Source organism: Labrys wisconsinensis (assembly GCF_030814995.1).
Taxonomy (GTDB): Bacteria; Pseudomonadota; Alphaproteobacteria; order Rhizobiales; family Labraceae; genus Labrys; species Labrys wisconsinensis.
This window is the reverse complement of sequence record NZ_JAUSVX010000001.1, coordinates 395,151-421,071: the sequence shown is the minus strand read 5'-3', so window position 1 is coordinate 421,071 and position 25,921 is coordinate 395,151. Positions and strand designations below refer to the sequence as shown.

The 25,921-nt window shown below is 69.7% G+C and carries 26 protein-coding genes; 16 read left to right on the top strand and 10 right to left on the bottom strand.

The window, feature by feature from the left end; translation table 11 throughout:
* Window positions 1–74 precede the first annotated feature (74 nt).
* The 9 genes from QO011_RS01875 to QO011_RS01835 all read left to right on the top strand — a co-directional run bounded on the left by QO011_RS01875 (window position 75) and on the right by QO011_RS01835 (window position 9,580).
* Window positions 75–1,274: a multidrug effflux MFS transporter gene (locus QO011_RS01875; protein WP_307266896.1), complete on the top strand. Its 1,200-nt coding sequence runs from the start codon at window positions 75–77 to the stop codon at window positions 1,272–1,274.
* Window positions 1,275–1,379: 105 nt separating this feature from the next.
* Window positions 1,380–2,321 carry a glutathione synthase gene (gene gshB, locus QO011_RS01870; protein WP_307266894.1) on the top strand — a complete coding sequence of 314 codons (942 nt, stop codon included), beginning with the start codon at window positions 1,380–1,382 and terminating at the stop codon, window positions 2,319–2,321.
* Window positions 2,322–2,453: 132 nt separating this feature from the next.
* Entirely contained in the window at window positions 2,454–2,783 is a 330-nt protein-coding gene (locus QO011_RS01865; RefSeq protein ID WP_307266891.1) for a DUF2853 family protein, read from the top strand.
* Window positions 2,784–3,029: 246 nt separating this feature from the next.
* The gene (locus QO011_RS01860) at window positions 3,030–4,622 is read left to right on the top strand and encodes an ABC transporter substrate-binding protein (RefSeq protein ID WP_307266888.1); all 1,593 of its coding nucleotides are present in this window, start codon (window positions 3,030–3,032) and stop codon (window positions 4,620–4,622) included.
* A 186-nt stretch (window positions 4,623–4,808) separates the two neighbouring features.
* Window positions 4,809–5,822, top strand: a complete 1,014-nt coding sequence (locus QO011_RS01855) for an ABC transporter permease subunit (RefSeq protein WP_307266886.1) — start codon at window positions 4,809–4,811, stop codon at window positions 5,820–5,822.
* Window positions 5,812–6,717, top strand: coding sequence for an ABC transporter permease subunit (locus QO011_RS01850; protein ID WP_307266884.1), 906 nt, complete (start codon window positions 5,812–5,814; stop codon window positions 6,715–6,717). The genes QO011_RS01855 and QO011_RS01850 overlap by 11 nt, the downstream gene beginning before the upstream one ends.
* A 126-nt stretch (window positions 6,718–6,843) precedes the next feature.
* On the top strand, window positions 6,844–7,833 hold the full coding sequence (locus QO011_RS01845) for an ABC transporter ATP-binding protein (RefSeq protein WP_307266882.1): 990 nt from the start codon (window positions 6,844–6,846) through the stop codon (window positions 7,831–7,833).
* Complete coding sequence (locus QO011_RS01840) at window positions 7,830–8,792, top strand: dipeptide ABC transporter ATP-binding protein (RefSeq protein WP_307266878.1); 963 nt, start codon at window positions 7,830–7,832, stop codon at window positions 8,790–8,792. Before QO011_RS01845 ends, QO011_RS01840 begins: the two co-directional genes overlap by 4 nt.
* A gap of 74 nt (window positions 8,793–8,866) precedes the next feature.
* Window positions 8,867–9,580 carry an ArsR/SmtB family transcription factor gene (locus tag QO011_RS01835; RefSeq protein WP_307266876.1) on the top strand — a complete coding sequence of 238 codons (714 nt, stop codon included), beginning with the start codon at window positions 8,867–8,869 and terminating at the stop codon, window positions 9,578–9,580.
* Between the two features lie 31 nt (window positions 9,581–9,611).
* Here QO011_RS01835 and QO011_RS01830 read toward each other — a convergent pair whose 3' ends face one another.
* Together QO011_RS01830 and QO011_RS01825 are read right to left on the bottom strand one after the other, a co-directional pair.
* Window positions 9,612–9,899 (bottom strand): addiction module antidote protein, encoded by a 288-nt coding sequence (locus tag QO011_RS01830; RefSeq protein WP_307266874.1) that lies wholly within the window; start codon window positions 9,897–9,899, stop codon window positions 9,612–9,614.
* Between the two features lie 2 nt (window positions 9,900–9,901).
* Window positions 9,902–10,192, bottom strand: a complete 291-nt coding sequence (locus QO011_RS01825; protein WP_307266872.1) for a type II toxin-antitoxin system RelE/ParE family toxin — start codon at window positions 10,190–10,192, stop codon at window positions 9,902–9,904.
* 242 nt (window positions 10,193–10,434) lie between these two features.
* On the opposite strand from QO011_RS01825, the gene QO011_RS01820 reads away from it, so the two are divergent.
* Window positions 10,435–10,704: a hypothetical protein gene (locus tag QO011_RS01820; protein WP_307266869.1), complete on the top strand. Its 270-nt coding sequence runs from the start codon at window positions 10,435–10,437 to the stop codon at window positions 10,702–10,704.
* A gap of 21 nt (window positions 10,705–10,725) precedes the next feature.
* Here the strand turns inward: QO011_RS01820 and QO011_RS01815 are convergent, their stop codons facing one another.
* Window positions 10,726–11,073 carry a hypothetical protein gene (locus tag QO011_RS01815; protein ID WP_307266866.1) on the bottom strand — a complete coding sequence of 116 codons (348 nt, stop codon included), beginning with the start codon at window positions 11,071–11,073 and terminating at the stop codon, window positions 10,726–10,728.
* 93 nt (window positions 11,074–11,166) lie between these two features.
* On the bottom strand, window positions 11,167–12,228 hold the full coding sequence (locus tag QO011_RS01810) for a dipeptidase (protein WP_307266864.1): 1,062 nt from the start codon (window positions 12,226–12,228) through the stop codon (window positions 11,167–11,169).
* A 293-nt stretch (window positions 12,229–12,521) separates the two neighbouring features.
* On the opposite strand from QO011_RS01810, the gene QO011_RS01805 reads away from it, so the two are divergent.
* Together QO011_RS01805 and QO011_RS01800 are read left to right on the top strand one after the other, a co-directional pair.
* Entirely contained in the window at window positions 12,522–12,995 is a 474-nt protein-coding gene (locus tag QO011_RS01805; RefSeq protein WP_307266861.1) for a VOC family protein, read from the top strand.
* 125 nt (window positions 12,996–13,120) lie between these two features.
* The gene (locus tag QO011_RS01800) at window positions 13,121–14,623 is read left to right on the top strand and encodes a S10 family peptidase (RefSeq protein WP_307266858.1); all 1,503 of its coding nucleotides are present in this window, start codon (window positions 13,121–13,123) and stop codon (window positions 14,621–14,623) included.
* 42 nt (window positions 14,624–14,665) lie between these two features.
* On the opposite strand, the gene QO011_RS01795 is transcribed toward QO011_RS01800, so the two are convergent.
* A complete protein-coding gene (locus QO011_RS01795; RefSeq protein WP_307266856.1) occupies window positions 14,666–16,357 on the bottom strand; it encodes a caspase family protein in 1,692 nt (563 codons plus the stop codon).
* A 490-nt stretch (window positions 16,358–16,847) separates the two neighbouring features.
* On the opposite strand from QO011_RS01795, the gene QO011_RS01790 reads away from it, so the two are divergent.
* Window positions 16,848–17,381: a GNAT family N-acetyltransferase gene (locus QO011_RS01790; RefSeq protein WP_307266853.1), complete on the top strand. Its 534-nt coding sequence runs from the start codon at window positions 16,848–16,850 to the stop codon at window positions 17,379–17,381.
* A gap of 26 nt (window positions 17,382–17,407) precedes the next feature.
* Here QO011_RS01790 and QO011_RS01785 read toward each other — a convergent pair whose 3' ends face one another.
* A complete protein-coding gene (locus tag QO011_RS01785; protein ID WP_307266850.1) occupies window positions 17,408–17,833 on the bottom strand; it encodes a DUF1330 domain-containing protein in 426 nt (141 codons plus the stop codon).
* Window positions 17,834–17,952: 119 nt separating this feature from the next.
* Between QO011_RS01785 and QO011_RS01780 the strand changes: the two genes are divergently transcribed.
* Window positions 17,953–18,288, top strand: coding sequence for a GIY-YIG nuclease family protein (locus QO011_RS01780; protein WP_307266848.1), 336 nt, complete (start codon window positions 17,953–17,955; stop codon window positions 18,286–18,288).
* Between the two features lie 13 nt (window positions 18,289–18,301).
* Here QO011_RS01780 and QO011_RS01775 read toward each other — a convergent pair whose 3' ends face one another.
* The 3 genes from QO011_RS01775 to QO011_RS01765 form a co-directional block, all read right to left on the bottom strand.
* Window positions 18,302–19,654: a S1 family serine peptidase gene (locus QO011_RS01775; protein ID WP_307266846.1), complete on the bottom strand. Its 1,353-nt coding sequence runs from the start codon at window positions 19,652–19,654 to the stop codon at window positions 18,302–18,304.
* Between the two features lie 207 nt (window positions 19,655–19,861).
* The gene (gene recD2, locus QO011_RS01770; protein WP_307266844.1) at window positions 19,862–22,084 is read right to left on the bottom strand and encodes an SF1B family DNA helicase RecD2; all 2,223 of its coding nucleotides are present in this window, start codon (window positions 22,082–22,084) and stop codon (window positions 19,862–19,864) included.
* Window positions 22,085–22,128: 44 nt separating this feature from the next.
* Window positions 22,129–22,830: a GntR family transcriptional regulator gene (locus QO011_RS01765; RefSeq protein WP_307266842.1), complete on the bottom strand. Its 702-nt coding sequence runs from the start codon at window positions 22,828–22,830 to the stop codon at window positions 22,129–22,131.
* A 126-nt stretch (window positions 22,831–22,956) separates the two neighbouring features.
* Between QO011_RS01765 and QO011_RS01760 the strand changes: the two genes are divergently transcribed.
* Together QO011_RS01760 and QO011_RS01755 are read left to right on the top strand one after the other, a co-directional pair.
* Window positions 22,957–23,889: a dihydrodipicolinate synthase family protein gene (locus QO011_RS01760; protein ID WP_307266840.1), complete on the top strand. Its 933-nt coding sequence runs from the start codon at window positions 22,957–22,959 to the stop codon at window positions 23,887–23,889.
* Window positions 23,890–23,899: 10 nt separating this feature from the next.
* Complete coding sequence (locus tag QO011_RS01755) at window positions 23,900–24,910, top strand: 4-hydroxyproline epimerase (RefSeq protein ID WP_307266836.1); 1,011 nt, start codon at window positions 23,900–23,902, stop codon at window positions 24,908–24,910.
* A 39-nt stretch (window positions 24,911–24,949) separates the two neighbouring features.
* Here the strand turns inward: QO011_RS01755 and QO011_RS01750 are convergent, their stop codons facing one another.
* Window positions 24,950–25,885 carry a phytanoyl-CoA dioxygenase family protein gene (locus QO011_RS01750; protein ID WP_307269191.1) on the bottom strand — a complete coding sequence of 312 codons (936 nt, stop codon included), beginning with the start codon at window positions 25,883–25,885 and terminating at the stop codon, window positions 24,950–24,952.
* Window positions 25,886–25,921 lie beyond the last annotated feature (36 nt).

Here is a 25,921-nt window from a genome sequence, read left to right as displayed (position 1 = left end):
GTGCGGCACGGGGGCTGGCGCCCGGCGGGTGCTTCGGCCAGAAAGGGCACCCCGCCAGGCGACGACCCCGCCCCATGCTCCGTCCCGACACCTTCGCCCTCACGGCGCTGCTCGCGCTCCTGACCGCGCTCGGGCCGCTGTCGACGGACATGTACCTGCCGTCGCTGCCCCTGATCGGCACGGCGCTGGGCGCCTCGACGGCGCAGGTGCAGCTCACCCTGTCCGTGTTCCTCGTCGGCTTCGCCGCGGGGCAGGTGATCTACGGTCCGCTCTCCGACCGGTTCGGACGGCGGCCGCCGCTCATCGGCGGGCTGGTCCTCTTCGTCGCCGCCAGCCTGATCTGCGCCGCCGCGCCCTCGATCGAGGCGCTGCTCGCCGCCCGCTTCCTGCAGGCCCTCGGCGCATCCGGGCCCATCGTGCTCGCCCGCACCGTGGTGCGCGACCTCTATGAAGGCCCGCGGGCGGCGCGCGAGCTGGCGCTGATGGGCACGATCATGGGCCTGGTGCCGGCAGTGGCGCCGGTGGTGGGCGGCCTGCTGCAGGCCGGGATCGGCTGGCAGGCGAATTTCGTGCTGGCGGCGGCGCTGGCCGCGGCCGGCGGCCTCGTCGCCTGGCGCAAGCTGCCGGAGACGCTGCGGGCGCCGAACCCGGCGCCGATCTCGCCGCTCGGCATTGCCAGGAGCTTCGCCGGCCTGACGCGCAACCGCGGCTTCCTCGCCTATCTCGTGCTGATGTCGCTGACCTACGGCGGCCTGTTCGCCTGGATCTCCGGGTCGAGCTTCGTGCTGCAGGGCGTCTATGGCCTCTCGGCGCTGGCCTTCGGCTTCGCCTTCGTCGTCGGCGTGATCGGCTACATCGCCGGGACGCTCGCGGCCCAGGCCCTGGTGACGCGGCACGGCATCGAGGCGACGCTCTCCATCGGCGTCGCCTGCCTCGCCCTCGGCGGCGTCGCCATGCTGGCGCTGGTGCTGGCCGGCATCCCGCATCCCGCCGCCATCGTCGTGCCGATGGCGCTCTACCTCGCCGGGGTCGGCCTCGTCATGCCGCAGGCGATGGCGGGCGCCCTGGCGCCGTTCCCGGACCGGGCCGGCGCGGCCTCTTCCTTTGCCGGCTTCGTGCAGATGCTGGCGGGGGCGGGGATCGGCGCGCTGGTCGGCCATGCCCTGGGCGCCAGCGCCCTGCCGCTGGCGCTTGCCGTGGCGGCGACCGGCATCGCCGCTCTCGTCGTCCTCCACGCGTCGAGGGCGGCACGGGCTATCGCGCCGGCGCGCTGATGCCTATGTCAGGCGCAGGCGCCGGGGCCTGCCTGCGGCTCGCCCTCCCGTGTTGCGCTTCCCGCACGGCGGTGGAATATCGAGGGGAAGCACAGGGGACCTGCCATGGCCTTGAACGTCGCCGTCCAGATGGACCCGATCGAGCGGATCAGCATCCGTGGCGATTCCACCTTCGCCCTGATGCTGGAGGCGCAGGCACGCGGCCATGCGCTGTCGGTCTACCTGCCGGACACGCTGTCGATGCGCGACGGCGGGGTGACGGCCAGCGTCCGGCCGGTGACCCTGCGCGACGTCGAGGGCGACCATGTCACCGCGGGAGCGGCGACGCGCGTCGACCTCACCGGCTTCGACGTGGTGCTGCTGCGCCAGGACCCGCCCTTCGACATGGCCTATGTGACGACGACCCATCTCCTGGAGCGCATCCATCCCCGCACGCTGGTCGTCAACGACCCGGCCTCGGTGCGCAACGCTCCGGAGAAGATGTTCGTCACCGAGTTTCCCGAGCTGATGCCGCCGACGCTGATCACCCGCGACCGCGCCGACATCGAGGCCTTCCGGGAGGAGCACGGCGACGTGGTGATGAAGCCGCTCTACGGCAATGGCGGCGCGGCGGTGTTCAAGCTCGGCCGTGACGACCCGAATTTCGGCTCGTTGTTCGACCTGTTCTCGACCCTTTCGCGGGAGCCCTGGGTGGTGCAGCGCTTCCTGCCCGAGGTCTTCGAGGGCGACAAGCGCATCATCCTGGTCGACGGCGTGGCGGCGGGCGCGGTCAACCGGGTGCCGCAGCCCGGCGATATCCGCTCCAACATGGTGCGCGGCGGGGCGGCGCGGCCGACCGACCTGACGGCGCGCGAACGCGAGATCTGCGAGCGCATCGGCCCGGCGCTGAAGCGCATGGGCCTGATCTTCGTCGGCATCGACGTGATCGGCGGCCATCTCACCGAGATCAACATCACCTCGCCGACCGGGATCAGGGCGATCAAGCGTCTGGGCGGGCCGGACCTCGCGGTGGCCATCTGGGATGCGATCGAAGCCAAGAGACGGTGAAAAGCCGGGGGATTACCGGAATTTCACCATCACATCCGGCGAAAACCCGTGGCGGACTTCGCCAAGCCATGGCCTTATACCTGCCTGCGTCTGGATAGCGCGGACGGGGAAACAGTCGAGGAGGCTTGGACCATGACGGATCTCGCAACCCATCTCGCCGACGTCAAGAAATATACCGGCAGTGTCGACGAAGCTGCCGTTGCCGGGATGGCGAAGACCTATGCCCTCGTGCTCAGCAAGGCGGATTCCAGGTGGGTGGCGGCGAGCGACCCGGCGGAGCTCGGTCGCGTGCGCGACAATTTCCTGAAGAAGAAGCTCGGCCTGAAGGATGCGGACGCGACGCTGGACGCCGCGATCAAGGCGGTGGTCGACAAGCTCAAGGCCGACCGGACCAAGTCGCGCCTCACCGTCTATTATCTCCTGGCCGAGCATTTCAAGAAGCTCGACCTGTTCAAGAAATAAGGTTCGCAAAACGCCTCGATTCCGGCGTTTCCGGACATTTTCGGCACCTCGCGGCGCGACCGCGGGGTGTTTTGTTTCGAAGATGCGCTGACTGGGCCAGGCCGCCAGAAATCATTTGCCCCATGCGCGCAAAAAGGCTTCCATGCACCTCAAGCGAGGCACAGATCGCGCGGCAGGGGCGTCTTTTGGATGATCCGTTCCAACGCTCGCGCGCGGCCCACGCTGCAACAACGGAATGGGGAACCCATGTCGAAGACCCTGAAAACCGGCCTTCTGGCGGCGACGGTCGCCGTGCTGCTGGGGACGACGGCCGCCGGCGCCAAGACGCTGGTCTACTGCTCCGAAGGCAGCCCTGAGAATTTCACGCCGGCGCTGAACACCACGGGCACGTCCCTGGATGCGGCGCGCCCGGTGTTCAACCAGCTGGTCGAGTTCGAGCCCGGCACCACCAACGTCATTCCCGGCCTGGCCGAAAAATGGGAAATCTCGAAGGACGGGCTGGAGATCACCTTCCATCTGCGCAAGGGCGTGAAGTTCCATGCCTACAAGGGCTTCAAGCCGACGCGCGACTTCGATGCCGACGACGTGCTGTTCTCCTTCAACCGCCAGTGGAAGGACGATCATCCCTACCACAAGGTCTCGGGCGGCGCCTTCGATTACTTCAACGACATGGACATGCCCAAGCTGTTGAAGTCGATCGACAAGGTCGACGACTATACGGTGAAGGTGACGCTGACCGAGGCCAACGCCCCGATCCTGGCGAATTTCGCCATGGACTTCGCCACCATCGAGTCGGCCGAATATGCCGACTATCTCCTGAAGGCGGGCACGCCGGAGAAGTTCGACCAGGAGCCGGTCGGCACCGGGCCGTTCCAGTTCACGTCCTATCAGAAAGACGCGGTGATCCGCTACAAGGCCTTCCCGGAGTACTGGGGCGGCAAGGCCAAGCTCGACGGCCTGGTCTATGCCATCACGCCGGACGCGACCGCGCGCTTCGCCAAGCTGCGGAAGGGCGAATGCCAGGTGATGGGCTATCCCAACCCGGCCGACCTCGCGGCGATGAAGGAGGACAAGAAGATCAACCTCCTGTCCCAGGCCGGCCTCAACATCGCCTACTGGGCCTTCAACGTGGAGAAGCCGCCCTTCGACAAGAAGGAGGTACGCCAGGCGCTCTCCATGGCGATCGACAAGGACGCCATCATCAAGGACGTCTACCAGGGCGCCGGCCAGGCGGCCAAGAACCTGATCCCGCCGACGATCTGGGGCTATAACGACAAGGTCGTGGACTACAAGTACGACCCGGCCGCGGCCAAGGCGCTGCTGGCCAAGGCCGGCATCACCTCGCTCGACATCGACCTGTGGTACATGCCGGTGCAACGCCCCTACAACCCGGCCGCCAAGCGCATCGCCGAGATGATGCAGGCCGACCTCGCCAAGGTCGGCGTCAACGCCAAGCTCGTCACGTATGAGTGGGGCGAGTATCGCAAGCGCCTGCAGGCGGGCGAGCACATGACCGGCCAGCTCGGCTGGACCGGCGACAACGGCGATCCCGACAACTTCTTCTTCCTGCTCGGCTGCGCCGCGGCGCGCCCGGGCGGCCAGAACCTGTCCAAGTGGTGCGACAAGGACTTCGATGAGCGCCTGACCAAGGCGCGCCAGACCTTCGACAAGGCCGAGCGCACCAAGCTCTACGAGGAGATGCAGCAGATCGCCCATGACGAGGAGCCGCAGATGACCATCGCGCACTCCGTCGTCTACGAGCCGATCAGCGCCAATGTCGAGGGCTACAAGGTCTCCCCGCTCGGCCGGCACGAGTTCTACGGCGTCACGCTGAAGTAAGTCCACGGTCCGAACATGCGGCCGCGCACCTTGGGTTGCGCGGCCGTTTGTCATCCCGGGGTTGCACCGGTGAACGACTCTTCCCGCAAGACCTCATCGAATTCTTGAAGCGGTGACGGTTTCGGCGTTCACTCGACTCCAGCGTTTTCGCAAGTCGCGATCGATCCGATCGCCGAGGCGACAAGAATGCTCAAATATTTCGCCAAACGGGTGCTGCTGACGCTCCCGATCTTCCTGGCGCTGATCGCCCTGACCTTCTTCGCCATCCGCCTCGTTCCCGGCGACCCGATCGAGGTCCGGCGCGGCGAGCGCGGCATCTCGCCGGAGCGGCTGGCCGAGCTGCGCCACGAGATGGGACTCGACCAGCCGCTGTTGAAGCAATTCTGGGACTATCTCTGGCAGGTCCTGCACGGCGACTTCGGCGTCTCGCTGGTGACCCACGAACCCGTGCTCCGCGAATTCATGACGCTGTTCCCGGCAACGATCGAGCTCGCTGTCTGCGCCATGATCTTCGCGGTCGTGCTCGGCATCCCTGCCGGCATCATCGCCGGCCTGAAGCGCGGATCCTCGGCCGACTACGTGGTCACCGCCGCCGCGGTGACCGGCAACTCCATGCCGATCTTCTGGTGGGGTCTGGTGCTGATCCTGGTGGTCTCGAACCAACTCGACCTCACGCCCGTGGGGGGGCGGGTCAATCTGGAACTCTTCGATATCGAGCCAGTGACCGGCTTCATGCTGATCGACAGTTACCTCTCCGGCCAGGACGGCGCGTTCCAGTCGGCGCTGGCGCATCTGATCCTGCCGGCTATCGTGCTCGGCACCCTGCCGCTGGCGGTGATCACCCGCATCACGCGCTCGGCCATGCTGGAGGTGCTGAACGAAGATTATGTGCGCACCGCACGCGCCAAAGGGCTGTCACCGATCCGCGTCGTCGGCCTGCACGCCCTGCGCAATGCGCTGATCCCGGTCGTCACCGTCATCGGCCTGCAGGTGAGCGCGCTGATCGCCGGAGCTGTGCAGACCGAGACGGTGTTCTCCTGGCCGGGGGTCGGCAAATGGCTGATCGATTCGCTATCGCGACGTGATTATCCCGTGCTGCAGGGCGGGGTTCTGCTCATATCGGTCGTGGTGGTGTTCGTGAACCTGACGATCGATCTGCTCTACGGGCTCATCAATCCGAGGATTCGCCATGGTCGCTGACACCAGCATTGCCGCGGCTCGCCCGGCGTCGCCCCCTTCGCTGATCGCCGAGACCTGGCACAATCTGAGGGAGAATCGCGGCGCCATGGTCGGGCTCGTCGTCGTCTGCCTGGTGGTGCTGGTGGCCATCTTCGCCGACGTTCTGGCGCCGCATTCGCCGATCGAGCAGTTCCGCGAGCACGTGAGGCAGCCGCCGGCCTGGAGCGACGGAGGCTCCTGGGACTTTCCGCTCGGCACCGACGATGTCGGTCGCGACATGCTCTCGCGGATCATCCACGGCGCGCGAATCTCCCTCTTCATCGGCGTCTCGGTGATGATCGTGTCGATCCTGACGGGCGTCGTGCTCGGCCTGATCGCCGCCTTCGTCGGCGGCGTGGTCGACGCGGTGCTGATGCGCTTCATGGACCTGATCCTGTCCGTCCCGGACCTGGTCCTCTCAGTGGTGATCGTTTCCATCATCGGGCCGAGCCTTTCCAACACCATCGTCGCGGTGTTGATCGTGTTCCTGCCGCGCTACGTCCGGCTGGTGCGCGCGTCGGCCTTGAGCGAGCTCTCTAAAGACTACGTCACGGCGGCCAAGGTGGTCGGCGTCGGGCCGGTCCGGCTGATGTTCGTCACGGTGCTGCCGAACTGCCTCGCGCCGCTGATCGTGCAGGCGACGCTCGGCATTTCCGATGCGCTGCTGCAGGCCGCAGCCCTCGGCTTCCTCGGCCTCGGCGCCCAGCCGCCGACGCCGGAATGGGGGGCCATGCTCGCCTCGTCGCGTGAGTTCCTGGAGAGCGCACCCTGGATCGTGACGTTCCCGGGCCTGGCCATCCTGCTCACGGTGGTTGCCATCAACGTGTTCGGCGACGGCCTGCGCGACGCCCTCGACCCGCGGCTGAAGCGCGGCTGACCCATGCCGACGCGATCGCGCTCCTGAGCCGGTTCTCCCGAACCTGCTTGCACTTGGCAGTCTGAGCAAGTCGTGGCTGAAGCCACGGGAAGCGGCTCAGACCTTCGAAAGGGACCTGTTCACTCGATGCCCCTGCTCGAAATCCAGAACCTCACCGTCGAATTTCCGGTCCGCCACGGCTTCTTCCGCGCCGTCGACGGCGTCTCCCTGTCGCTCGATCCCGGCGAGATCGTCTCGATCGTCGGCGAGTCCGGCTCGGGCAAGTCGGTGGCGATGCTGGCGGTGATGGGGCTTCTGCCCAAGACCGCCCGGGTCACCGCCGACGTCCTGGCCTTCGACGGCCGGGACCTGCGCACCATGACGTCGCGGGCGCGGCGCGGCATCATCGGCCGCGACATGGCGATGATCTTCCAGGAGCCGATGACCTCGCTGAACCCCTGCTTCACCGTCGGCTTCCAGATCGACGAGGCGCTGCGCACCCATACCGATCTCGGCCGGGCGCAGCGGCGGGCGCGGGCGGTCGAGCTGCTCGAGCAGGTCGGCATCACCGACCCGGCCCGGCGCCTCTCCGCCTTCCCGCACCAGATGTCGGGCGGCATGAGCCAGCGGGCGATGATCGCCATGGCGATCGCCTGCAACCCCAAGCTGCTGATCGCCGACGAGCCGACCACGGCGCTCGACGTCACCATCCAGGCGCAGATCCTCGACCTCCTGGCGCGGCTGCAGCGCGAGCGCGGCATGGCCCTGGTGCTCATCACCCACGACATGGGCGTGGTGGCCGAGACCGCCCAGCGCGTCATCGTGCAATATGCCGGCCAGCAGGTGGAGATGGCCTCCACGCGCGACCTCTTCGGCGAGCCGCGCCATCCCTATACCGCGGCGCTGCTGGCGGCGCTGCCGGAGCGCGCGACCTCGCGGGTGCTGCCCTCCATCCCCGGCGTGGTGCCGGGCCAGTACGACCGGCCGGCCGGCTGCCTGTTCTCGCCGCGCTGCGCCTTCGCCGTCGAAGCCTGCCGCGCCGCGCCGCCTGGCCGGGCGGGACCGGCGATGAACAATGCGCTGTGCATCCGCCCGCTCGTCGACGGCAAGCCGTCCGACCTGGAGGTGGCGGCATGACGGCCCTGCTCGAAGCGCGGGACCTCGCCCGCTTCTACGAGGTGAAGCGTGGGCTGTTCGGCGCCACCGGCACGGTGCGCGCCCTGGCCGGGGTCAGCTTCTCGCTCCAGCCCGGCAAGACGCTGGCGGTGGTCGGCGAATCCGGCTGCGGCAAGTCGACCCTCGCCCGCCTCCTGACCATGATCGAACCGCCGAGCGAGGGCTCGCTGACCATCGGCGGGGTCGACCTCAAGCTCGCCACCGCGGCCCAGCGCCGGGTGCTGCGGCGCGAGATCCAGATCGTGTTCCAGAATCCCTACGGCTCGCTCAACCCGCGCCAGACCATCCAGCGGGCGCTGGAGGAGCCGCTCCTGGTCAACACCAGGCTGAGCGCCGCCGAGCGCCAGGACGCGGCGCTGGCGATGATGGCGCGCGTCGGCCTCCGGCCCGACCAGGCGCAGCGCTATCCCCACATGTTCTCCGGCGGCCAGCGCCAGCGCGTCGCCATCGCCCGGGCGCTGATGCTGCGGCCGAAGATCCTGGTGCTGGACGAGCCGGTCTCGGCTCTGGACGTCTCGGTCCGGGCGCAGGTGCTCAACCTGCTCGGCGAGCTGCAGCAGGAGTTCGGCCTCGCCTACATCTTCATCAGCCACGATCTCTCGGTGGTGCGCCACATCGCCGACGACGTGATGGTGATGTATCTCGGCCGCGCCGTGGAGATGGGCAGCCGCGAGGCCCTGTTCGCGGCGCCGCAGCACCCCTATACCCGCGCCCTGATGTCGGCGACGCCGCAGGCCGATCCGGAGCGGGTGCGCCAGCGCATCATCCTGCAGGGCGAATTGCCCTCGCCCTTCTCGCCGCCGTCCGGCTGCGCCTTCAACCCGCGCTGCCCGCTGGCGATGGAGGTGTGCCGCCAGGAGCGGCCGGTGCTCGAGGACAAGCAGGGCCGCGCCGTCGCCTGCTTCGCCGTGGCGGCCTGACTGCCGCGGCGGGCGCGCGCTCGCTTCGATGCGCGTCGTAGCATCGCCCCGCCGGAGTGCCCTATAAGGGCGCGATGCAGACGGGACCGAAGATCGCCGAGGTCGCGGCGCTGGTGGGGGATCCCGCCCGCGCCAACATGCTCGGGGCGCTGATGGACGGCCGGGCGCTCACCGCCTCGGAGCTCGCCTATGCCGCCCATGTGACGCCGCAGACCGCCAGCGCCCATCTCGGCAAGCTGGTCGACGGCGGCATCCTGGCGCTGGCCCGGCAGGGGCGGCACCGCTATTTCCGGCTGGCCTCGCCGCTGGTCGGCCGGATGCTCGAAGGCATCATGGCGGTGGCGCAGGCCGGCCCGGCCCGCTACCACCCGCATTGGCGCGGCGGCGAGGACCTGCGCTTCGCCAGGCTGTGCTACGACCACCTGGCGGGCGAGCTCGCTGTGCGCATCGCCGACGTCCTGGCGGAGCGCGAGCAGATCGTGCTGGGCGAGGACGGCGGCGAGGTGACGCCGGCCGGCCGGGCCCTGCTCGACGGTCTCGGCATCGACGTCGCCGGGCTGACGCGGCAGCGCCGCGTGTTCTGCCGCCCGTGCCTGGACTGGAGCATGCGGCGGCCCCACATCGCCGGCGCGGTCGGGGCGGCGATGCTGGAGCGGTTCCTGGTGCTCGGCTGGCTGCGGCGTTCCCGGGATTCGCGGGTGCTCGCCGTCACCCCGGTGGGGCATCGGCACCTGCAGGAGGCGTTCGGGATCGCGCCGGTACCGGCCGGCGGGCCGGAGCCGGGGTGAGCGCCGTGGCGAGAACCCGCAGATGCGGGTCTCAGCCGGCCGGTCTGATCGTCAGCTTGAAGCCGAGCGCCCTGGTTACGCCGGCGACGGTTTCGAGCGTCGGATTGCCTTCCGCCCGGAACGCCTTGTACATCGCTTCGCGGCTGAGGCCGGCCTCCCGCGCGATCCGCGACATGCCGCGGGCGCGAGCGACGTCCCCGATGGCAGCGGCGATCAGGGCGGGGTCGCCGTCCTCGAAGGCCGCTTCGAGATAGGCAAGCTCCGCCTCCGGAGAGGTCAGGCGCTCCGCGGGATCCCAAAGAGTCGTTTCCAAGGGCATGATTACAGATCCTTCGCCATCCTCTTCGCCGCCGCGATATCGGCAGCCTGGGTCCGTTTGTCGCCTCCGCACAGCAGGATCACGATGGTCCCACCGCGGGATGTGAAGTAGACCCGGTATCCGGGGCCGTAGTCGACCCGAAGCTCGCTCACGCCCTCGCCAACCGATTTCACATCTCCGGGGTTGCCCAGCGACAGCCGGCGGATCCGGATTTCGATGCGGGCAACGGCTCGTTGATCGCGCAAGCCGGAAATCCAGGCGGAATAGCTGGCCGTCTGGCGAACCTCCAGCATTTGTGTATTATAATACACATTCTGGCATCGGCACAATAAAGGCCCTACGCAGGCTTGGCCGTTGCGTCCGTCGTGACCGATCGAGTGCGTTGCTTCCAGGGGGTGAGAACAAAACGAAAACAAATGACTCGACCGGCCAGCCTCGCCGGCATAGCCTCTGCCCGATTCGAGCGGAGGACCGGCATGGCGGACGGCGGCGGGCAGAGAGGAAGGTGGAACGGCAGGGCAGCGGAGCGCCGGCGATGAACCCGGCCGTCAGCAGCTTCGCCCTCGGCGATCCCGCCGAGCTGGAGATCGAGGTCGACCGCGTCATCGCCGATTGCGACGGTGACCCGCGCGCCGCGGTGCGCGCCCTGATCGTCGCCAACGCCGTGCTGGAGATCGATCTCGAACGCCAGCGCCGGGAAATCCGCGAGATCGCCATGGCGGTATCGCGAGGCTATGCCCGCGAGCTCTTCTACAAGCGGCTGCAGTGCTCGGAGGACCCGATTCCTTACAAACCGGGCTCCTGAGCGGCAGGAATGAATGGATCCTCAGGTGCGCCCGGCACGGCAGGTGAAGAAGATCTCGAACTCCGCCGGGAGGATGAAGTCGGATCGCACGGCGCGGCAGTGAGGGCGCCCGGTCAGGGCGAGGTACCGGTCTGCGGCCGCGGCATAGAGCTGGCCCGAGCCGGACGTGTCGACGGTGCCGAACAGAGAGCCTGGCGTCGGGTTCATTACGAACATCCGATTCTGCCCGCGTTTTTCGATGACGCGATAGGCGCTCTCCGGCATGGCGACATCCCGGAACGGAATTCCCTGATAGTTGACGTTCGCGTAGTTGGCGGCGGCGCAGCCAGCGAGCCCGATGCACGCGGCGGCCATGATGATCGGATGCATGCTTTCCCCTCAGCATTCTCGAAGAATGCGAGGTTCTCACGCGAAAGTCGAGTGACCTGGACGGTGCAATCTTTCAAATGCGCGCCGTTCGGCTCACCCGATCGTCCGCTCCAGCAGGCCGAGCCAGTTGCGCCAGGCGATCTTTTCCGCCAGCGCCTGACCGTGGCGGGCGGCGATCGCCTCGGTCAGGCGGGGCAGGCCGGCGGCGTCGCCGATCACGGCGGGGACGAGCGCGCCGTCGAAATCCGAGCCGAGGCCGACGCCGTCCTCGCCCAGCGCTTCCAGGAGCGCGTCGATGTGCTGGAGCATGACGTCGAGGCCGGTATCGGCCTTCATCCGCCCGTCCGGGCGCAGGAAGCCGGCGGCGAAGTTGAGGCCGACGAGGCCGCCGCTGTCGCGGATGGCGCCGAGCTGCCAGTCGGTGAGGTTGCGCGTGCTCGGGCAGATCGCATGGACGTTGGAATGGGTGGCGACCAGGGGCGCCTCGCTCAGCGCCGCGACGTCGCGGAATCCCTGCTCGTTGAGATGCGAGAGGTCGACCAGGATGCGCAGGCGGTTGCACGCCTTCACCAGCGCCTTGCCGGCCTCGGTCAGGCCAGGTCCCGTGTCGGGCGAGCCGGGGAAGCGGAAGGGCACGCCGTGGCCGAAGGCGTTCGGCCGGCTCCAGACCAGGCCGAGCGAGCGCAGGCCGGCGGCATGCAGCACGTCGAGCATGGCGAGGTCCGGATCGATCGCTTCGGCGCCCTCGATGTGGAAGACGGCGGCGAGCGAGCCCTGCGCCATCGCCGCCCGGATCGCCGCGACGTCGCGGCAGACGGTCAGCGCCCCGGCCGAGGCCCGCTCCAGCCGCAGCAGGATCGAGGCCATGGCCAGGGTCGAGGCCTGGGCCGGCGCGAGGTCGAGCGTCGGCGGGCTCGGCAGGTCGTAGCGGGCACGGGCCATGCCGGTGTCGAGGTCGAGCGCGGCGAGCGGCGGCGGGAAGGCGGCGAACAGGCCGCCCGCCAGCCCGCCCCGGCGGGCGCGCGGCAGGTCGATATGGCCGTCCGGCGTGCCGTCGAGGAAGCGCATCTCGGCCTCGGCGCTGCCGGCCTTGTAGAGGCGCAGCAGCATGTCGTTGTGGCCGTCGAAGACGGGGATCGGGTCGGGCTCTGGCATGGGGACGCCGCATCGATGAGGGGAGGGCAGGCTAGGCCGTGAACCCATAAATGGAAACGACCAAGATGGGCGGAAAGCCGACAATCTGCGTCCGGGCCGCGGGACCGGACAGCCAGCGCTTCGCCTCGAAGGCGGCAGCCGTGATTCCGCGACCTTTCAGGCATTGCCGGCGGAACGTCGGACGGCGCGAGCGCATTCTATGTCCGTGGCGCGTTGATGGGGCGGGTTGTGAGTCGCCCCGAGGCGTGGGAAATCGGGCCTGGACTCGAAAGACGAGGGGACGAGCAATGGCGATGGCCAAGAACACGATCTGCCTGTGGTACGACAAGGAGGCCGAGGCTGCGGCCCGCTTCTATGCCGAGACGTTTCCCGACAGCGCGGTGGGCACCGTCTACCATGCTCCGAGCGACTACCCGTCGGGCAAGGCGGGCGACGTGCTGATGGTCGAATTCACGGTCGCCGGCATGCCCTGCCTCGGCCTCAATGGCGGGCCCGCGTTCAAGCACAACGAAGCCTTCTCGTTCCAGATCGCCACGGAGGATCAGGAGGAGACCGACCGTTACTGGAACGCCATCGTCGGCAATGGCGGCCGGGAAAGCGCCTGCGGCTGGTGCAAGGACAGATGGGGCATCTCCTGGCAGATCACGCCGCGGGTGCTGATGGAGGCAATGGCGGCCGGCGGCGCCGAGGCCAAGCGCGCGTTCGAGGCGATGATGGAGATGGGGAAGATCGACGTGGCGGCGATCGAGGCGGCCCGACGCGGTTGACGGCTCCACGGGACCGACGCGCCCGCCTCATGAGGCCGGGCTGCCGGCTCGTGGCCTCATGAGGGTGGACGCCGGGCGCGGGCGCCCTAGATCATGGTGGGGCTCGTCGTCTGGAGGGGGATGTCTTGCGTTGGGTTCGATGGGTGCTCGTGGTCGCCTTTTCGCTGCTGGTGGCGGCCTCGCCCGCCCCGGCCCAGCGCCAGGAGGCGCCGGCGCCGGATGCGGGCCCGCCGTCCGGCAGCGTCCTCGGGCTCCTGCCAGGCGATGCCGTCACCGAGCACAGCCTCGATGCCGGCGGCAGGGCGCTCGCCTATGTCGCCACCGCCGGGACCTTCTCGCTCTATGACCAGTCCGGCCAACGCTCGGCCGCGATCTTCTACACCGCCTATACCCTGAAGGGCGCGGCGGCCGGGACGCGGCCGGTGACCTTCGTCTTCAACGGCGGGCCGGGCGCCGCTTCCGCCTATCTGCATCTCGGCCTGGTCGGGCCGCGGAGCGTCAGCTTCGGGCCCGACGGCGGCGGGGCGCGGCTCGGCGACAATCCCGACACCTGGCTCGCCTTCACCGACCTGGTGCTGATCGATCCGGTCGGGACGGGCTGGAGCCGCGCCGCCAAGCCCGACAAGGCCGGCGATTTCTGGAGCGTGCGCGCCGACGCGCAGTCGATCGCCAAGGTGATCGCCCTCTATGTCGCCCGCAACAGCCGGACGGACTCGCCGAAATACCTCTTGGGCGAGAGCTATGGCGGCTTCCGCGCGCTCAAGGTGGCGCGGGCCCTGCAGCAGGACCAGGGCATCCCGGTCGACGGCATCGTCATGGTCTCGCCGCTGCTCGAGGGCGCCCTGGTGCTGGATGCCAGCCGCCTGCCGCTCGGGGCGGCGCTGCAGCTGCCATCGCTCGCCGCCGCCGAGCTCGACCGGCGCCATCGCTTCACGCCCGAGGCCCTGGCGGCGGCGGAGCGCTTCGCCCTCACCGACTATCTCACCACCCTGGCCGGGCGCCCGCCCGAAGGCGAGGCGGCGCGCGCCTTCTATGCCCGGGTTGCCGAGATCACCGGCCTGCCGCTCGATGCCATCGTCCGGGCGCGCGGCTTTGCCGGCGATGCCGCGGCCAAGCTCGGCGACAGCCGCATCGCCAGCCCCTACGACCCCGCCTCGCCGGCGCCCGACCCCTTCCCGGAATCGGCGTCCGACGAGGGGCCCGATCCGGTGCTCGACGGCCGGATGCAGGCGCTGGGCGGCCTGTTCGTCGGCTATGCCCGCGACGCGCTGGGCTTCCGCACCGACATGACCTTCACCCTGCTCAACCGCGAGGCGGCGCGCAAATGGGACTGGGAGGGTCGCGGCGGCCCCGGCCAGGCCAGCGCCGAGCGCGACCTGCGCGAATTGCTGGCGCTCGACCCCAGGCTGCGCGTGCTGGTCGCGCACGGGCGCAGCGACCTGGTGACGCCCTATGCCGCCAATCGCTATGTGCTCGACCATCTGCCGCCGATCGGGCCGCCCGGCCGCACGGCGCTCAAGCTCTACCCCGGCGGCCACATGTTCTATGTCGACCCGGCGTCCCGCGCCGGCTTCACCGCGGATGCCGCGGCGTTCTATCGCGACGCCGGGCAGGCGGCGGAGCGGTGAGGAGAAGGCTCTCGCGTTAGCCCCGCCTCGCCTCCGGGCCCGTCAGCACCAGAGCCAGCTGCAGCCGACGAAATGGTAGCGCCGGATGCGCACGACCTGGCCGCCCGCGGGGCGAGGGGTCTGCCGGACCACCTTCCTGGGAAGCGGCACATTGGGATCCTGGCTCTCGGGATCGACCTGCGCCGCCTGGAGGCGCAGCTCGGCCGCCTTGGCCGGGTCGGGTTTTCCGAGCAGGCCACGCTCATACATGATGGCGAGGAATTTCAGGGAATAGCCGTCGCCGAGGTCGGCTTCCTGCTGGAAATATTGCGCGGCGGCGTCGTAGTCGCGCGGCGTTCCCTTGCCGTTGAAATACATCACGCCGGCCTGGGCGAGGCCGAAGGAATTGCCGGCCTCGATCGACTTCTCGTACCAGGCGAGCGCCATCGCGTCGTCTTCCTTGACGGAGAAGCCGCTGGAGTACATCGAGCCGAGATTGCCCATGCCGGAAGGCGAGCCGCCGAGCGCGGCCTTGTGGAAGAGATCGAAGGCGCGCGTGTAGTTCTTGACGACGCCCCTGCCCAGCACGACCAGAACGCCCAGCGCATCCTGCGCGTCGGCATAGCCGGCGTCGGCGGCGATGGTGTAGTGACGCGCCGCCTCCAGATAAGTCTTCGACAGATCATTGACGCGGCCGAGCAGGAATTGCAGGCGCGGATTCTTCGGATCGGCGCTCACGGCAGCCTCACAGGCGGAGAGCGCGTGAGGCATGTCGACATTCTGCGACCGGGCCGCGTTGAGCTGAGCCGGGCTGGCGAAGGGCGGCGCGGGCGCGGCGAGCCGCTCGCACTCGGCGGCCGGCCCGCTTGCGGCGGCGGCCGCCGGCGGGGAGGTCGCCGCCGGCTGCTGCGTCTGCGCGACGCGCACCGGCCCGGCGTCCGCGGGCGCGACCGGCCCGGCCACGGCCGGTGTTCCCGCGGCCGACTGCCCCGCGAGATAGACGTCGCCGACGAGCGAGGAATTGTCCCACGGCACCTGCTTCTGCCCGGTGGCCTGCAGCACGTCGCCGCGCACCTTCGAGATCATCTGGCGGATTTCCAGGCCCGGCGTCCCGACATGCCGGAGCAGCGCGGCGGTGAAGGGCGAATTGCGTCCGCCGCCGTCGAGCGCGACATTGTCGGGCTGCGTCGAGAACACGATGAGCGAGCCGACGCCGGCCGCCTCCAGCCGGCCGAGGCCGCGGGTCGCGATGCCGCGGCCGCCATGCGAGAGCTTGTCGGCGAAGGGATTGTCGCGGCAGGCGTCGAGGATGACGACGTTGGCGCGCCCCGGGCCTTCCATCTCCTGCTGGATGTCGCTGAGGTTGATGGTGTCGAAGCGGACATCGGCCTCGCTCTCGATCTTGGCATCGACCGGGATGAGGTAATTCTCGCCGTTCAGCTGCAGGCCATGCCCGGCATAGAAGAACAGGGCGACATCGGCGCCGCGGATGCGCTCGGCAAAGGCGCGCACGGCGCTCGCCATCTGCTCGCGCGTCGCATCGCGCTGCTCGATGACCTCGAAGCCGATCCCGCGCAGGGCCTGGGCCAGATCGGCCGCGTCGTTGGCGGGGTTGCCCAGGGCGGGCGCGGCTTGATAATTGCTGTTGCCGAGGACCAGCGCCAGCTTGATGCCGGCAAGGGCGGGGCTCGAAAGCTGGAGGATGCCGAGCAGGAGAAGCGCGGAAACGAGGCTGCGGGCGATCAGTCTGCGCATGCTTCCCTCTCGTCGCCGGGACGGGGCGCGACGCGAGCCGGGAGAACCGGCTCCCTGTGTCGCGATGCGACCCCATGGATGATCTCAGGCTTTCGGCGGCTCTCTCGCGTGGCGATAGCACGTGCGGGGCGCGAGCGAGGGAACCCGACGGAACACCGGCCCACCCGGCGGCGGGCGCTGACGCCGCTTTGGGAGGACCGGCTGCTCGAGGGAGCCTCTTCGCGTTATCGAAATCCCAGCACTATTGCGGACATATTGTGGTGACTTTGCGGTGGCGGACGGCCTCATGCCGACCTCGGCAAGGCTGGTGGCGGCCACGCCGATGCCATCGAGACCGCTCGCGCCGGGGCGTGCGGGTCGTCGGCGTGCGGGATCAAGATCCCCGCGCCACGGTGCGCCGGGATTGTGTCCGGCGGCACGTCCGCGGTGCAGGCGGGAGCTATGATCGGGGAGGCTGCGAGGATCGGCCGTCGGCACGGGATCTCACGACATGAACATGACGGAGACGGTGCTGTTTTCCGAGAGGCTGTGCCTCGAGGCGTTCGAACCTGCCGATGCCGCGGAAACCTTCGCCTGCGCCACGACGACACTGACCCGTTTCATGGCTTTCGATCCATCGCCCACACGCAAAGCCTTCGCCGAGGTCAGCCGAGGCTGGATCCCGAAAATGGCCGGGGGAACCGACCTCTTCCTGGTGGCGCGATCGCGGTCGACCGGCGAGTTCGCCGGCATGCTCGGCCTGCACCGCATCGGCAATCCGGAGCCCGTCGTCGGCGTCTGGATCAAGGAAGCCTGGCACGGCCTGGGCTATGGACATGAGGCCGTCCGGGCCCTGGTGGCCTGGGCGGGCGAGGCGCTCGGTGTGGAGGCCGTCACCTATTCGGCGGTCGAGCAAAACCATCCGAGTCGAAAAATCGCGGACCGCCTGGGCGGAGCGATGGTCAGGACAAGCTGCCTGAAGAAGACCGGGGGCATCGAATACAAGCTGATCGTCTACCGGATCCCTACAGGCGCCATCCCTTGAGGGGGGCGACGGCCCGCGGCGCCCGGTCAGCCCGGCGCCGGCAGCGCGACCAGGGGCAGCAGCCGGGAGTCCTCGATCGCGGCGGTGCGATGGCCGAGGCCGGCCAGATAGTCCTGGTTGGCCGCGAAGGCCATGAACGCCTCGACGCTGCTCTGGCGCACCAGCATGGCGCGATCCCAGCGCTCGCCGGCCGGGCCGATCAGCCAGGGGCCGCCTTCGCCGAGGAACAGCACGTCGCCGCCGCTCTCCCGCAGATGGGGCAGGGTGCGGGCGATGTAGCGGTCATAGGCGTCGGCGCCGCTGATCGGGGTTGCCGGCGCCAGGTCCGGCGTGGCGGAATAGTCGGCCACCGCGCGCAGGCGCAGCAGGTTCAGCATCACCACCGGTCCGTCGATGTCGCGGGCGAGAAGGGCGCGGCCGGCGTCCCAGCTCGGTTCGAGATGGCGTGTCATGTCTCTCCTTGCATGCAGGGTTGCGTGCCACTTTATACCCGGGTAATAACCCAATCTCAATATCACCCGGGTGAATTCTGGCGGCTGCCGGAGATCCGTCCGCGGCGCGAGGTACGATCATGAGGCACGAGGACAGGAAGGCCGCGATCACGGCCTACAAGGAACGCAAGGCGGTGGCCGGCATCTACGAGCTCGGCTGCCGCATCACCGGCGAGCGCTGGGTCGGCCGGGCGCCGGATCTGGCCACGGTGCAGAACCGGCTGTGGTTCACGCTTCGTCATGGCAGCCACAGCCATGCCGGCCTGCAGGCGGCGTGGAACCGGCACGGCCCCGCGGCCTTCGCCCTCACGGTGCTGGAGCGGCTGGAGGAGGAGAAGCTCGCCTATGTCAGAGAGAAGCTCCTGAAGGAGCGTCTCGACCACTGGCGGCGCGAGCGCGAGGCCGCGGCGATCTGAGCGGCACCTTGCGTCACGACCCCGGCGTGCAGGTCAGCGGCACTGCGGCGGCGGCGGGGTCGCCGCCCTCGGAGGCGGCCAGCGCCACGCCGTTCGCGCGCAGGAAGGCGGAGACGAACAGGGCCTTCAGCGCCACCGGTCCGGCATCGCCGGCGACCAGCCCGGCGAGCGCACCCTTGGCGTCGAACACGCCGCCGGCGCCGGGAGCGGCGAGGGTCAGGCGGCGGGTATCGTCGCCCGGCCCGGCCAGGGCGGCGACGGTGGTGGCGCTGCGCCCGGCGGGGCCGACCAGCTCGACGGCATCGCCGACGCCGAGCGCCGCCAGGCGCAGCGGCAGCGGCGCAACCTTGGGCGGGGCGGCGAGGCGCACCAGGGCCGGACCGTTGGCGGCGTCGCCGGCAACGACCGGCGCGCTGGCCCCGCCCGCCGTCACCGTGCGGCAGCCGGCGACCAGCGCGGCGCTGGTCAGTACGTCGCCCCGCGCCGATACGAGGAAGCCGATGCCGCTCTTCGGCGCGGAAGGCGCTCCGGCGGGCAGCGGCACCGGCGGGCCGGCGGGCTTGGCCGGCGCCGGCGGCTCGGCCGCGGCAACGGGCGTTCCGGAGGCGGGGACCCCGGCAGCCGGCGCGGCGCCGGCGAGCGCCAGGGATCCGGCCATGGCGATGGAGACGCGGTCGAAGCCCGGCGAGAGCGTCGGATCCCAGCCGAGCACGAAGCCGCGGCTGTCCTCGTCGGTCTTGAGGAAGCGCATGTAGAAGCTCTTGCCGTCGACCGTGCCGGCGATGACGAAGAAGTCTGGCCGCAGCAGCGAATAGGTGATCTTGCGCCCCGCCCGCTCGGTCTTGAGCCGGGTGAACAGCGGCTCGAAGGCTTCCTCCGTGGCGGCGTAGCGCAGGATGTCGACCGTGATGTTGCCGGTCGGCGTCGAATATTTCACGCCGTGCTCGGTCGCCGTCTTCTGCGTCACCAGCTTGGCGGGATAGCCGACCGTGATGCCCTGCGCCGTCACCGGCTTGAAGCCGTAGGCGGCCGCGGCCCGCTCGGCCGCCTTGGCGAGCTGGTCGCGCTCGGTGGGGAGCAGGATGCCGGTGTCCTTGGCCTTGATGCGCTTCTGGAAGGCGCGGATGGCGTCGAAGCTGCGCTTGCCGAACTCGCCGGAGGCCAGGCTGTTGAGGTCGCCGGTCCAGATCAGGTCGCGCTGGACGGCGGCGGTCGCCTCGGGCCCGAGCGCGTCGGCCGCGGTCTTGGCGAGATCGAAGGCGGCGTCGGCGGGCTTGGCGGCCGCGGCCGGCGGCTTGGTCTGCGCCGGGGCCGGCCCCGCCGGGGTTGCAAGGACGAGCACCGCCAGACCGAGAGCTGTCGTCATCCGCCGCATCGCCTGCCTCCACCGGTGCCGCCGGGTCTCAGGAGCCCGGCCGTGGCAAGTTTACGCAACGAAACGCGGCGGCTTCAAGACGCGCGGTCGGCGGCGTTGCGCGCCCTGGCGGACCGCCGGTCCCGAAGACGGACGCTGCGGTCGCAGCGCGGCCGCGCCGGCGATCGTCAGCTTGCTTTGCCGGCAATTGTCTTTGTTCTATGCCGACAGCTTCTCGCGCAGCCGGGTCCAGCGGCGGCGGCCCATGGCGTCCTCGGCCGCCATGCGCAGGGCGCGGCGCTCGGTGACCAGCACCGCCAGGCGCTTGCCGCGGGTGATGGCGGTGTAGAGCAGATTGCGCGCCAGCATCGGATAATGCGCGTTGGCCAGCACCACCACCACGGCGGGATATTCGGAGCCCTGCGCCTTGTGGATGGTGGTGGCATAGGCCGGCACCAGGCTGTCGAGCTGGTCGGCGACATAGTGCACCTCGCGCCCGTCGAAGGCGACGGTCAGGCTGCCGGAGCGCGGGTCGGTGGCGGTGACATAGCCGATGTCGCCGTTGAACACCTCCTTCTCATAGTCGTTGTCGGTCTGCATCACCTTGTCGCGCGGGGCGAAGGCGCCGGTCTCGCGCACGATGGCGCCCTCGCGCGCCGGGTTCAGCACCTCGCGCAGCGCCTGGGTCAGGGCCTGGGAGCCGAGCGGGCCACGGTTCATCGGCGTCAGCACCTGCACCTCCCGCACGGGGTCGAGGCCGAAGCGCCGCGGCAGGCGGCTGGTGACGATCTCGATGATCTTCTGCACCCCGTTCTCGACCGAGGCCATCTCGACCACGAAGAAGTCGCCCTCCTCGGGGCTCCTGGCGCCCTCGGGCACCGTGCCCTCGTTGACGGCGTGGGCGGCGGCGATGATGCGGCTCTCGCCCGCCTGGCGGAACACCTCGGTGAGCCGCACCACCGAGACGGCGCCGGAGGCGATGATGTCGCCGAGCACCTGGCCCGGCCCCACCGAAGGCAGCTGGTCGACGTCGCCCACCAGGATCAGCGCCGCATGCGGGGGCAGGGCGTCGAGCAGGGCCTGCATCAGCTCGGCATCGATCATGCTGGCCTCGTCGGCGATGACGAGGTCGGCGGCGATGGGATAGCTCCTCTGGCGCCGGAACTGGCCGGTGGCCGGGTCGATCTCCAGCAGGCGATGAATGGTCTTCGCCTCCCGGCCGGTGCTCTCGGCCATGCGCTTGGCGGCGCGGCCGGTGGGCGCACACAGCGCCACCTCGACCTCGCGCGAATCCAGCGCCTTGAGGATGGTGTCGATGATCGTGGTCTTGCCGACGCCGGGCCCGCCGGTGATCACCAGGCATTTGGAGCCGAGCGCCGTCTCCACCGCCAGGGCCTGGGCCGGCGCCAGGCGCTTGCCGGTGCGGGCCTCGGCGGTCAGCACCGCCTGGGAGAGGCCGTCCTGGCGCCAGGGCGGGTGGCCGCCGGCCAGGATCTTCAGCCGCTCGGCGACGGCATTCTCCGCCTTCCACAGCGGCGGCAGGAAGAAGGCGGCCTCGCCGCCGATGGTGTCGGCGATGATGGTGCGGCTCTGCAGCAGCCGGCCGGCGGCCTGGTCGAGCTCGGCGTCGTCGACGCCGAGCAGCCGGGCCGCCCGCTCGAACAGGGCGATGCGCGGCACGCCGCAATGGCCGTTCATGGCGCCTTCCTGCAGGGCGGCGTAGAGCCCGGCCGCCAGCCGCGCCGGATCGTCGCGCCCGCGCCCGAGGCTGAGGGCGAACTGGTCGGCGGTCTGGAAGTCGAAGCCCTTGATCTCGCGGGCGAGGCGATAGGGGTCCTCGCGGATCAGCTCGATCGCCTGCGGCCCGAAGGTCTTCTGCACCCTGGCGGCGCGGGTCGGGCCGAGCCCGTGCTCGGTGAGGAAGAGCAGCACGTCGCGAAAGCCCTGCTGCGCCGTCCAGCCCTCGCGGATGCGCCGCACCCGCTCGGGCGTGAGGCCGGGCACGGCGGCGAGCCGCTCGGGCTCCGAATCCAGCACCTTCAGCGTGTCCCGGCCGAAGGCGGCGACCAGCTTCTTGGCCGTCTCCTGGCCGATGCCGCGGATCAGGCCGGAGGCGAGATAGCGCTCGATGCCGCTGGCCGAGGCCGGCGCCGCGGTGCTGATCGTCTCGGCCTTGAACTGGGGCCCGCGGTCGCGGTCGACCACCCATTGGCCCGTCGCCTCCAGCTTCTCGCCGGGCGCGACGGCGGCGATGCGCCCGACCACGGTGGCAAGGTCCTTGCGGCCCTTGGCCTTGACCTTGAGCACGGCAAAGCCGGTCTCCTCGTTGTGGTAGGTGACGCGGTCGATGACGCCCGAGAGGCTGCGCGCATCCGGCGCTTCGCCCGGCTCGGGCGCTCCTGGCGAAGCGCGCGAATCGCGCCGGGCATCTGGGCTGGTCATGGCGGCGCAGGATGGCGAGGCGGGCGGCGAATGTCGAGGCCGGCTCACGCCCCCAGCGCGATCTCCGTCCCGAGCCGCGGCTCGAGGAAGCGCTGGAACTGGGCGACGATCTGGGCGGCGTGCTCGGCGCCGAGCCGGTCGGCGCGCTCGGCGTCGCCCTCGGCGATGGCGGCGATGATCGCCTCGTGCTCCTCCACGTAACGCCGCGGCAGATGGTCCTCGAAGGTGCGGTAGTAGAGCCGCAGCAGGCGCATGCCCTCGTTGAGGAGCCGGGCGAACAGGTCGGTGTAGTAGCGGTTGCCCCCGGCCGCGGCGATGGCGAGGTGGAAGTCGCGGTTGGTCTCGATCATGCCGATGGCGTCGGCCGCGGCGACGCAGGCGGCGAAGCGGCCCTGCTGCTCGCGCATCAGGGCGAGGTGCTCGGGCCGCCGGCGCCCGGCGGCGAGGCGCGTGGTGACGCGGTACATCAGCGTCAGCGCGTCGAGATAGTTGGGCAGGTTGGCGAAGTCGAGCGCGGTGACGACGGTGTTGCGGTTGGGCAGGGTGGTCGCCAGCCCCTCGGCGACCAGGCGCACCAGCGCCTCGCGCACCGGCGTGCGCGACATGCCGAAACGCTCGGAGAGCGAGGTCTCGTCGAGCCCGTCGCCCGGCGCGAGGCGCATCTCCAGGATGTCGCGCTTCAGCGCCTCGTAGATCTTGGGCGAGCCTGCCCCGCGCCGCGGTGCCGCTGCGTCCGTCCCGGTCATGTCAGGGTCCCTCATGTCCCCGCTTTACCGCGGCCGACCCTCCCTTGTCGACAAACTGTTTTTCCCGCTTGACCGATTGTCCATGGAAGTATACAAACTGTCGACATAATCGGAGGAGATGCCGCGATGCCGGATCCCAGGACGACGTGGAAGGGCGTGTTTCCCGCGGTCACCACCCAGTTCCGCGAGGACCTCACGGTCGATCTCGATGCGACCGGGCGGGTGATCGAGGCGCTGATCGCCGACGGGGTCTCGGGCCTGGTGATGTGCGGCACGGTCGGCGAGAACTGCGCGCTGACGGGGCCTGAGAAGGCGGCGCTGATGGAGCTCGCCGCCGGCATCGCCCGCGGCCGCCTGCCGGTCATCGCCGGCATCGCCGAATACACCGCCGCCTTCGCGATCGAGACCGCGCGCCAGGCGGCGCGGGCCGGCGTCGACGGGCTGATGGTGCTGCCGCCGATGGTCTATCCCGCCAAGCCGCGCGAGACGCTGGCGCATTTCCGCGCCGTCGCGAGCGCCGGCGACCTGCCGGTCATGATCTACAACAACCCGCCGGCCTATCGCAGCGACGTGACGCCGGCGATGCTGGCCTCCCTCGCCGATGTCGACACCATCGTCGCGGTGAAGGAGTCCTCGGGCGACACCAGGCGCTTCGTCGACCTGCGCAACCTCACCGGCGGGCGCTTCATCCCCTTCTGCGGCCTCGACGACGTGGTGCTCGAATGCGCCGCCCTCGGCGCCGTCGGCTGGGTCTCGGGCATGTCCAACATCTTCCCGCGCGAGGGCGAGGCGCTGTTCGGCCTGGCGCGGGCGGGCCGCTTCGCCGAGGCGATGGCGCTCTACGACTGGTTCATGCCGCTGCTGCACCTCGACGCGCGGCCAGACCTGGTGCAGTGCATCAAGCTGTGCGAGGCGATCGCCGGTCGCGGCAGCGAGCGCACCCGGCCGCCGCGCCTGGCGCTGGACGGCGCCGAGCGCGCCGAGATCGAGGTGCTGATGGCGAGGGCCCTGGCCACCCGGCCGGTCCTGCCGGGGTTGGAGCCGGCGCGAGCCGCTTAGGACGTCGGCCATGGCGCGCCACAGCTTCTTCTGCATCGACGGCCATACCTGCGGCAATCCGGTGCGGGTGGTCACCGGCGGCAGCATCCCGGTGCTGGCCGGCGCCACCATGTTCGAGCGGCGCCAGCATTTCCTGGCCGAGTTCGACTGGATCCGCCGCAGCCTGATGTTCGAGCCGCGCGGCCACGACATGATGTCGGGCGCGATCCTCTATCCCGCGACCCGGCCGGATTGCGACGTGGCCCTCCTGTTCATCGAGACCTCGGGCTGCCTGCCGATGTGCGGCCACGGCACGATCGGCACGGTCACCGCCATCGTCGAGCACGGCCTGGTCACGCCGCGCGAGCCGGGCCTGCTCCGCCTCGACACGCCGGCCGGCCTGGTCGAGGCCCGATACGAGATGGACGGCCCCTTCGTGCGCAGCGTGCGGCTGACCAACGTGCCGTCCTTCCTCCTCGGGCGCGGCTATCCCGTCGCGGTGCCGGGCCTCGGCGAGATCGCGGTCGACGTCGCCTTCGGCGGCAATTTCTATGCGATCGTCGAGCCGCAGCCGGGCTATGCCGACCTCTCCGACCTGCAGCCCTCGCAGATCCTGGCGCTCAGCCCGAAGCTGCGCGCCGCCTTCAACGCCCGCCACGCCATCGTGCATCCCGCCAACCCGGCGCTCGACCGGCTCACCCACGTGCTGTGGGCCGGCCGGCCGCAGCAGCCGGGCAGCAGCGCCCGCAACGCCGTGTTCTACGGCGACAAGGCGATCGACCGCTCGCCCTGCGGCACCGGCACCTCCGCCCGCATGGCCCAGCTCCACGCCACCGGGCGCCTCGCCCTCGGCGAGGATTTCGTGCACGAGAGCATCATCGGCTCCACCTTCACCGGCCGGGTCGAGGCGCTGACCGAGGTGGCGGGCCTGCCCGCCATCGTGCCCTCGGTCGAGGGTTGGGCCCGCATCACCGGCCTCAACACCCTCTTCGTCGACGATCGCGACCCGTTCTGGGCCGGCTTCCAGCTGGCCGACCGGTAGGGGTCGGCTCCCCCATCGGGTGCCGACGGCATGGCCGCCTTACCAGGGATCGAGGCCGAGAAGGTTGCGACCCAACGCTGACAGCTCGGCGGTTCTTGCGTTCTTCTTCTCCCACGCGCGCGGATCGCCGGGGAAAGCGTCGCGCCTGGGGTGATCGAGCTCGCGCCACAGCCGGATTCGTTCCTCTCGCTCCTCGACATTGTCGTGCTCGGCTGGATGCATGGAAATATACTGCGCCATGCGCACGCGGCCTTCCGAATGGTTCGGCCGGACGCCGTGGGCGAGCAGCGAGTTGAAGATCAGGAGGTCGCCGGGCTCCATGTCGATATTGACCACCGACAGCCCGGCCATGTCGGGATGCATCGGATCACGATCGCCGGGCTGCGTCCTGACCCACTCGTCGAAGTGCTCGAACAACCAGGGCACGCACTGGAAGCCGCCGACGTCCCCGTCCTGCTTCTTGAGGCTCAGGACGCCCTGCACGCCGATCGGCAGCGGGCGTATCGACGTATCGACGTCCCAGTGAATGAAGCCGTTCGGATTGCCCTTGACCCTTTTCGGCGGGTTGAGATTGGCGCGATCGATCGTCACCCAGAGATCCCGGCGGTCCCAGATGTCGACGAAGGCGTTGTAGACTCGCGGCTCCATCCGGTTGTCCCAGAGATACTGGTGATTGTAGATCTCGAGCATTCCGGTGTTGTTGAGCTCCTTCATCTTGTGCTCGCGCCGCTGCGGCGCGTACCAGGTCGAGGGATCATTCGGGTCTTTCTCGTCAAAGTCCCAGAGCAGAGTGACGAGATGCTCGACATTCGCTGCGGGAACGGCCTGGCGGACGATCACATAGCCCCGGGTGATCCAATGGTCCCAGTCCTGGGCCGACAAGACCTGGAGCGGCAATGTCTTCTTCATGTCCTTCAACTGGATGCTCATCGCCTTCGTCGTGGGGTGGGCGTCGAGTTTCCGAGCGGCTTGCATCTTTTCCTCCATCTCCACATCCGGATGGTTCACGCG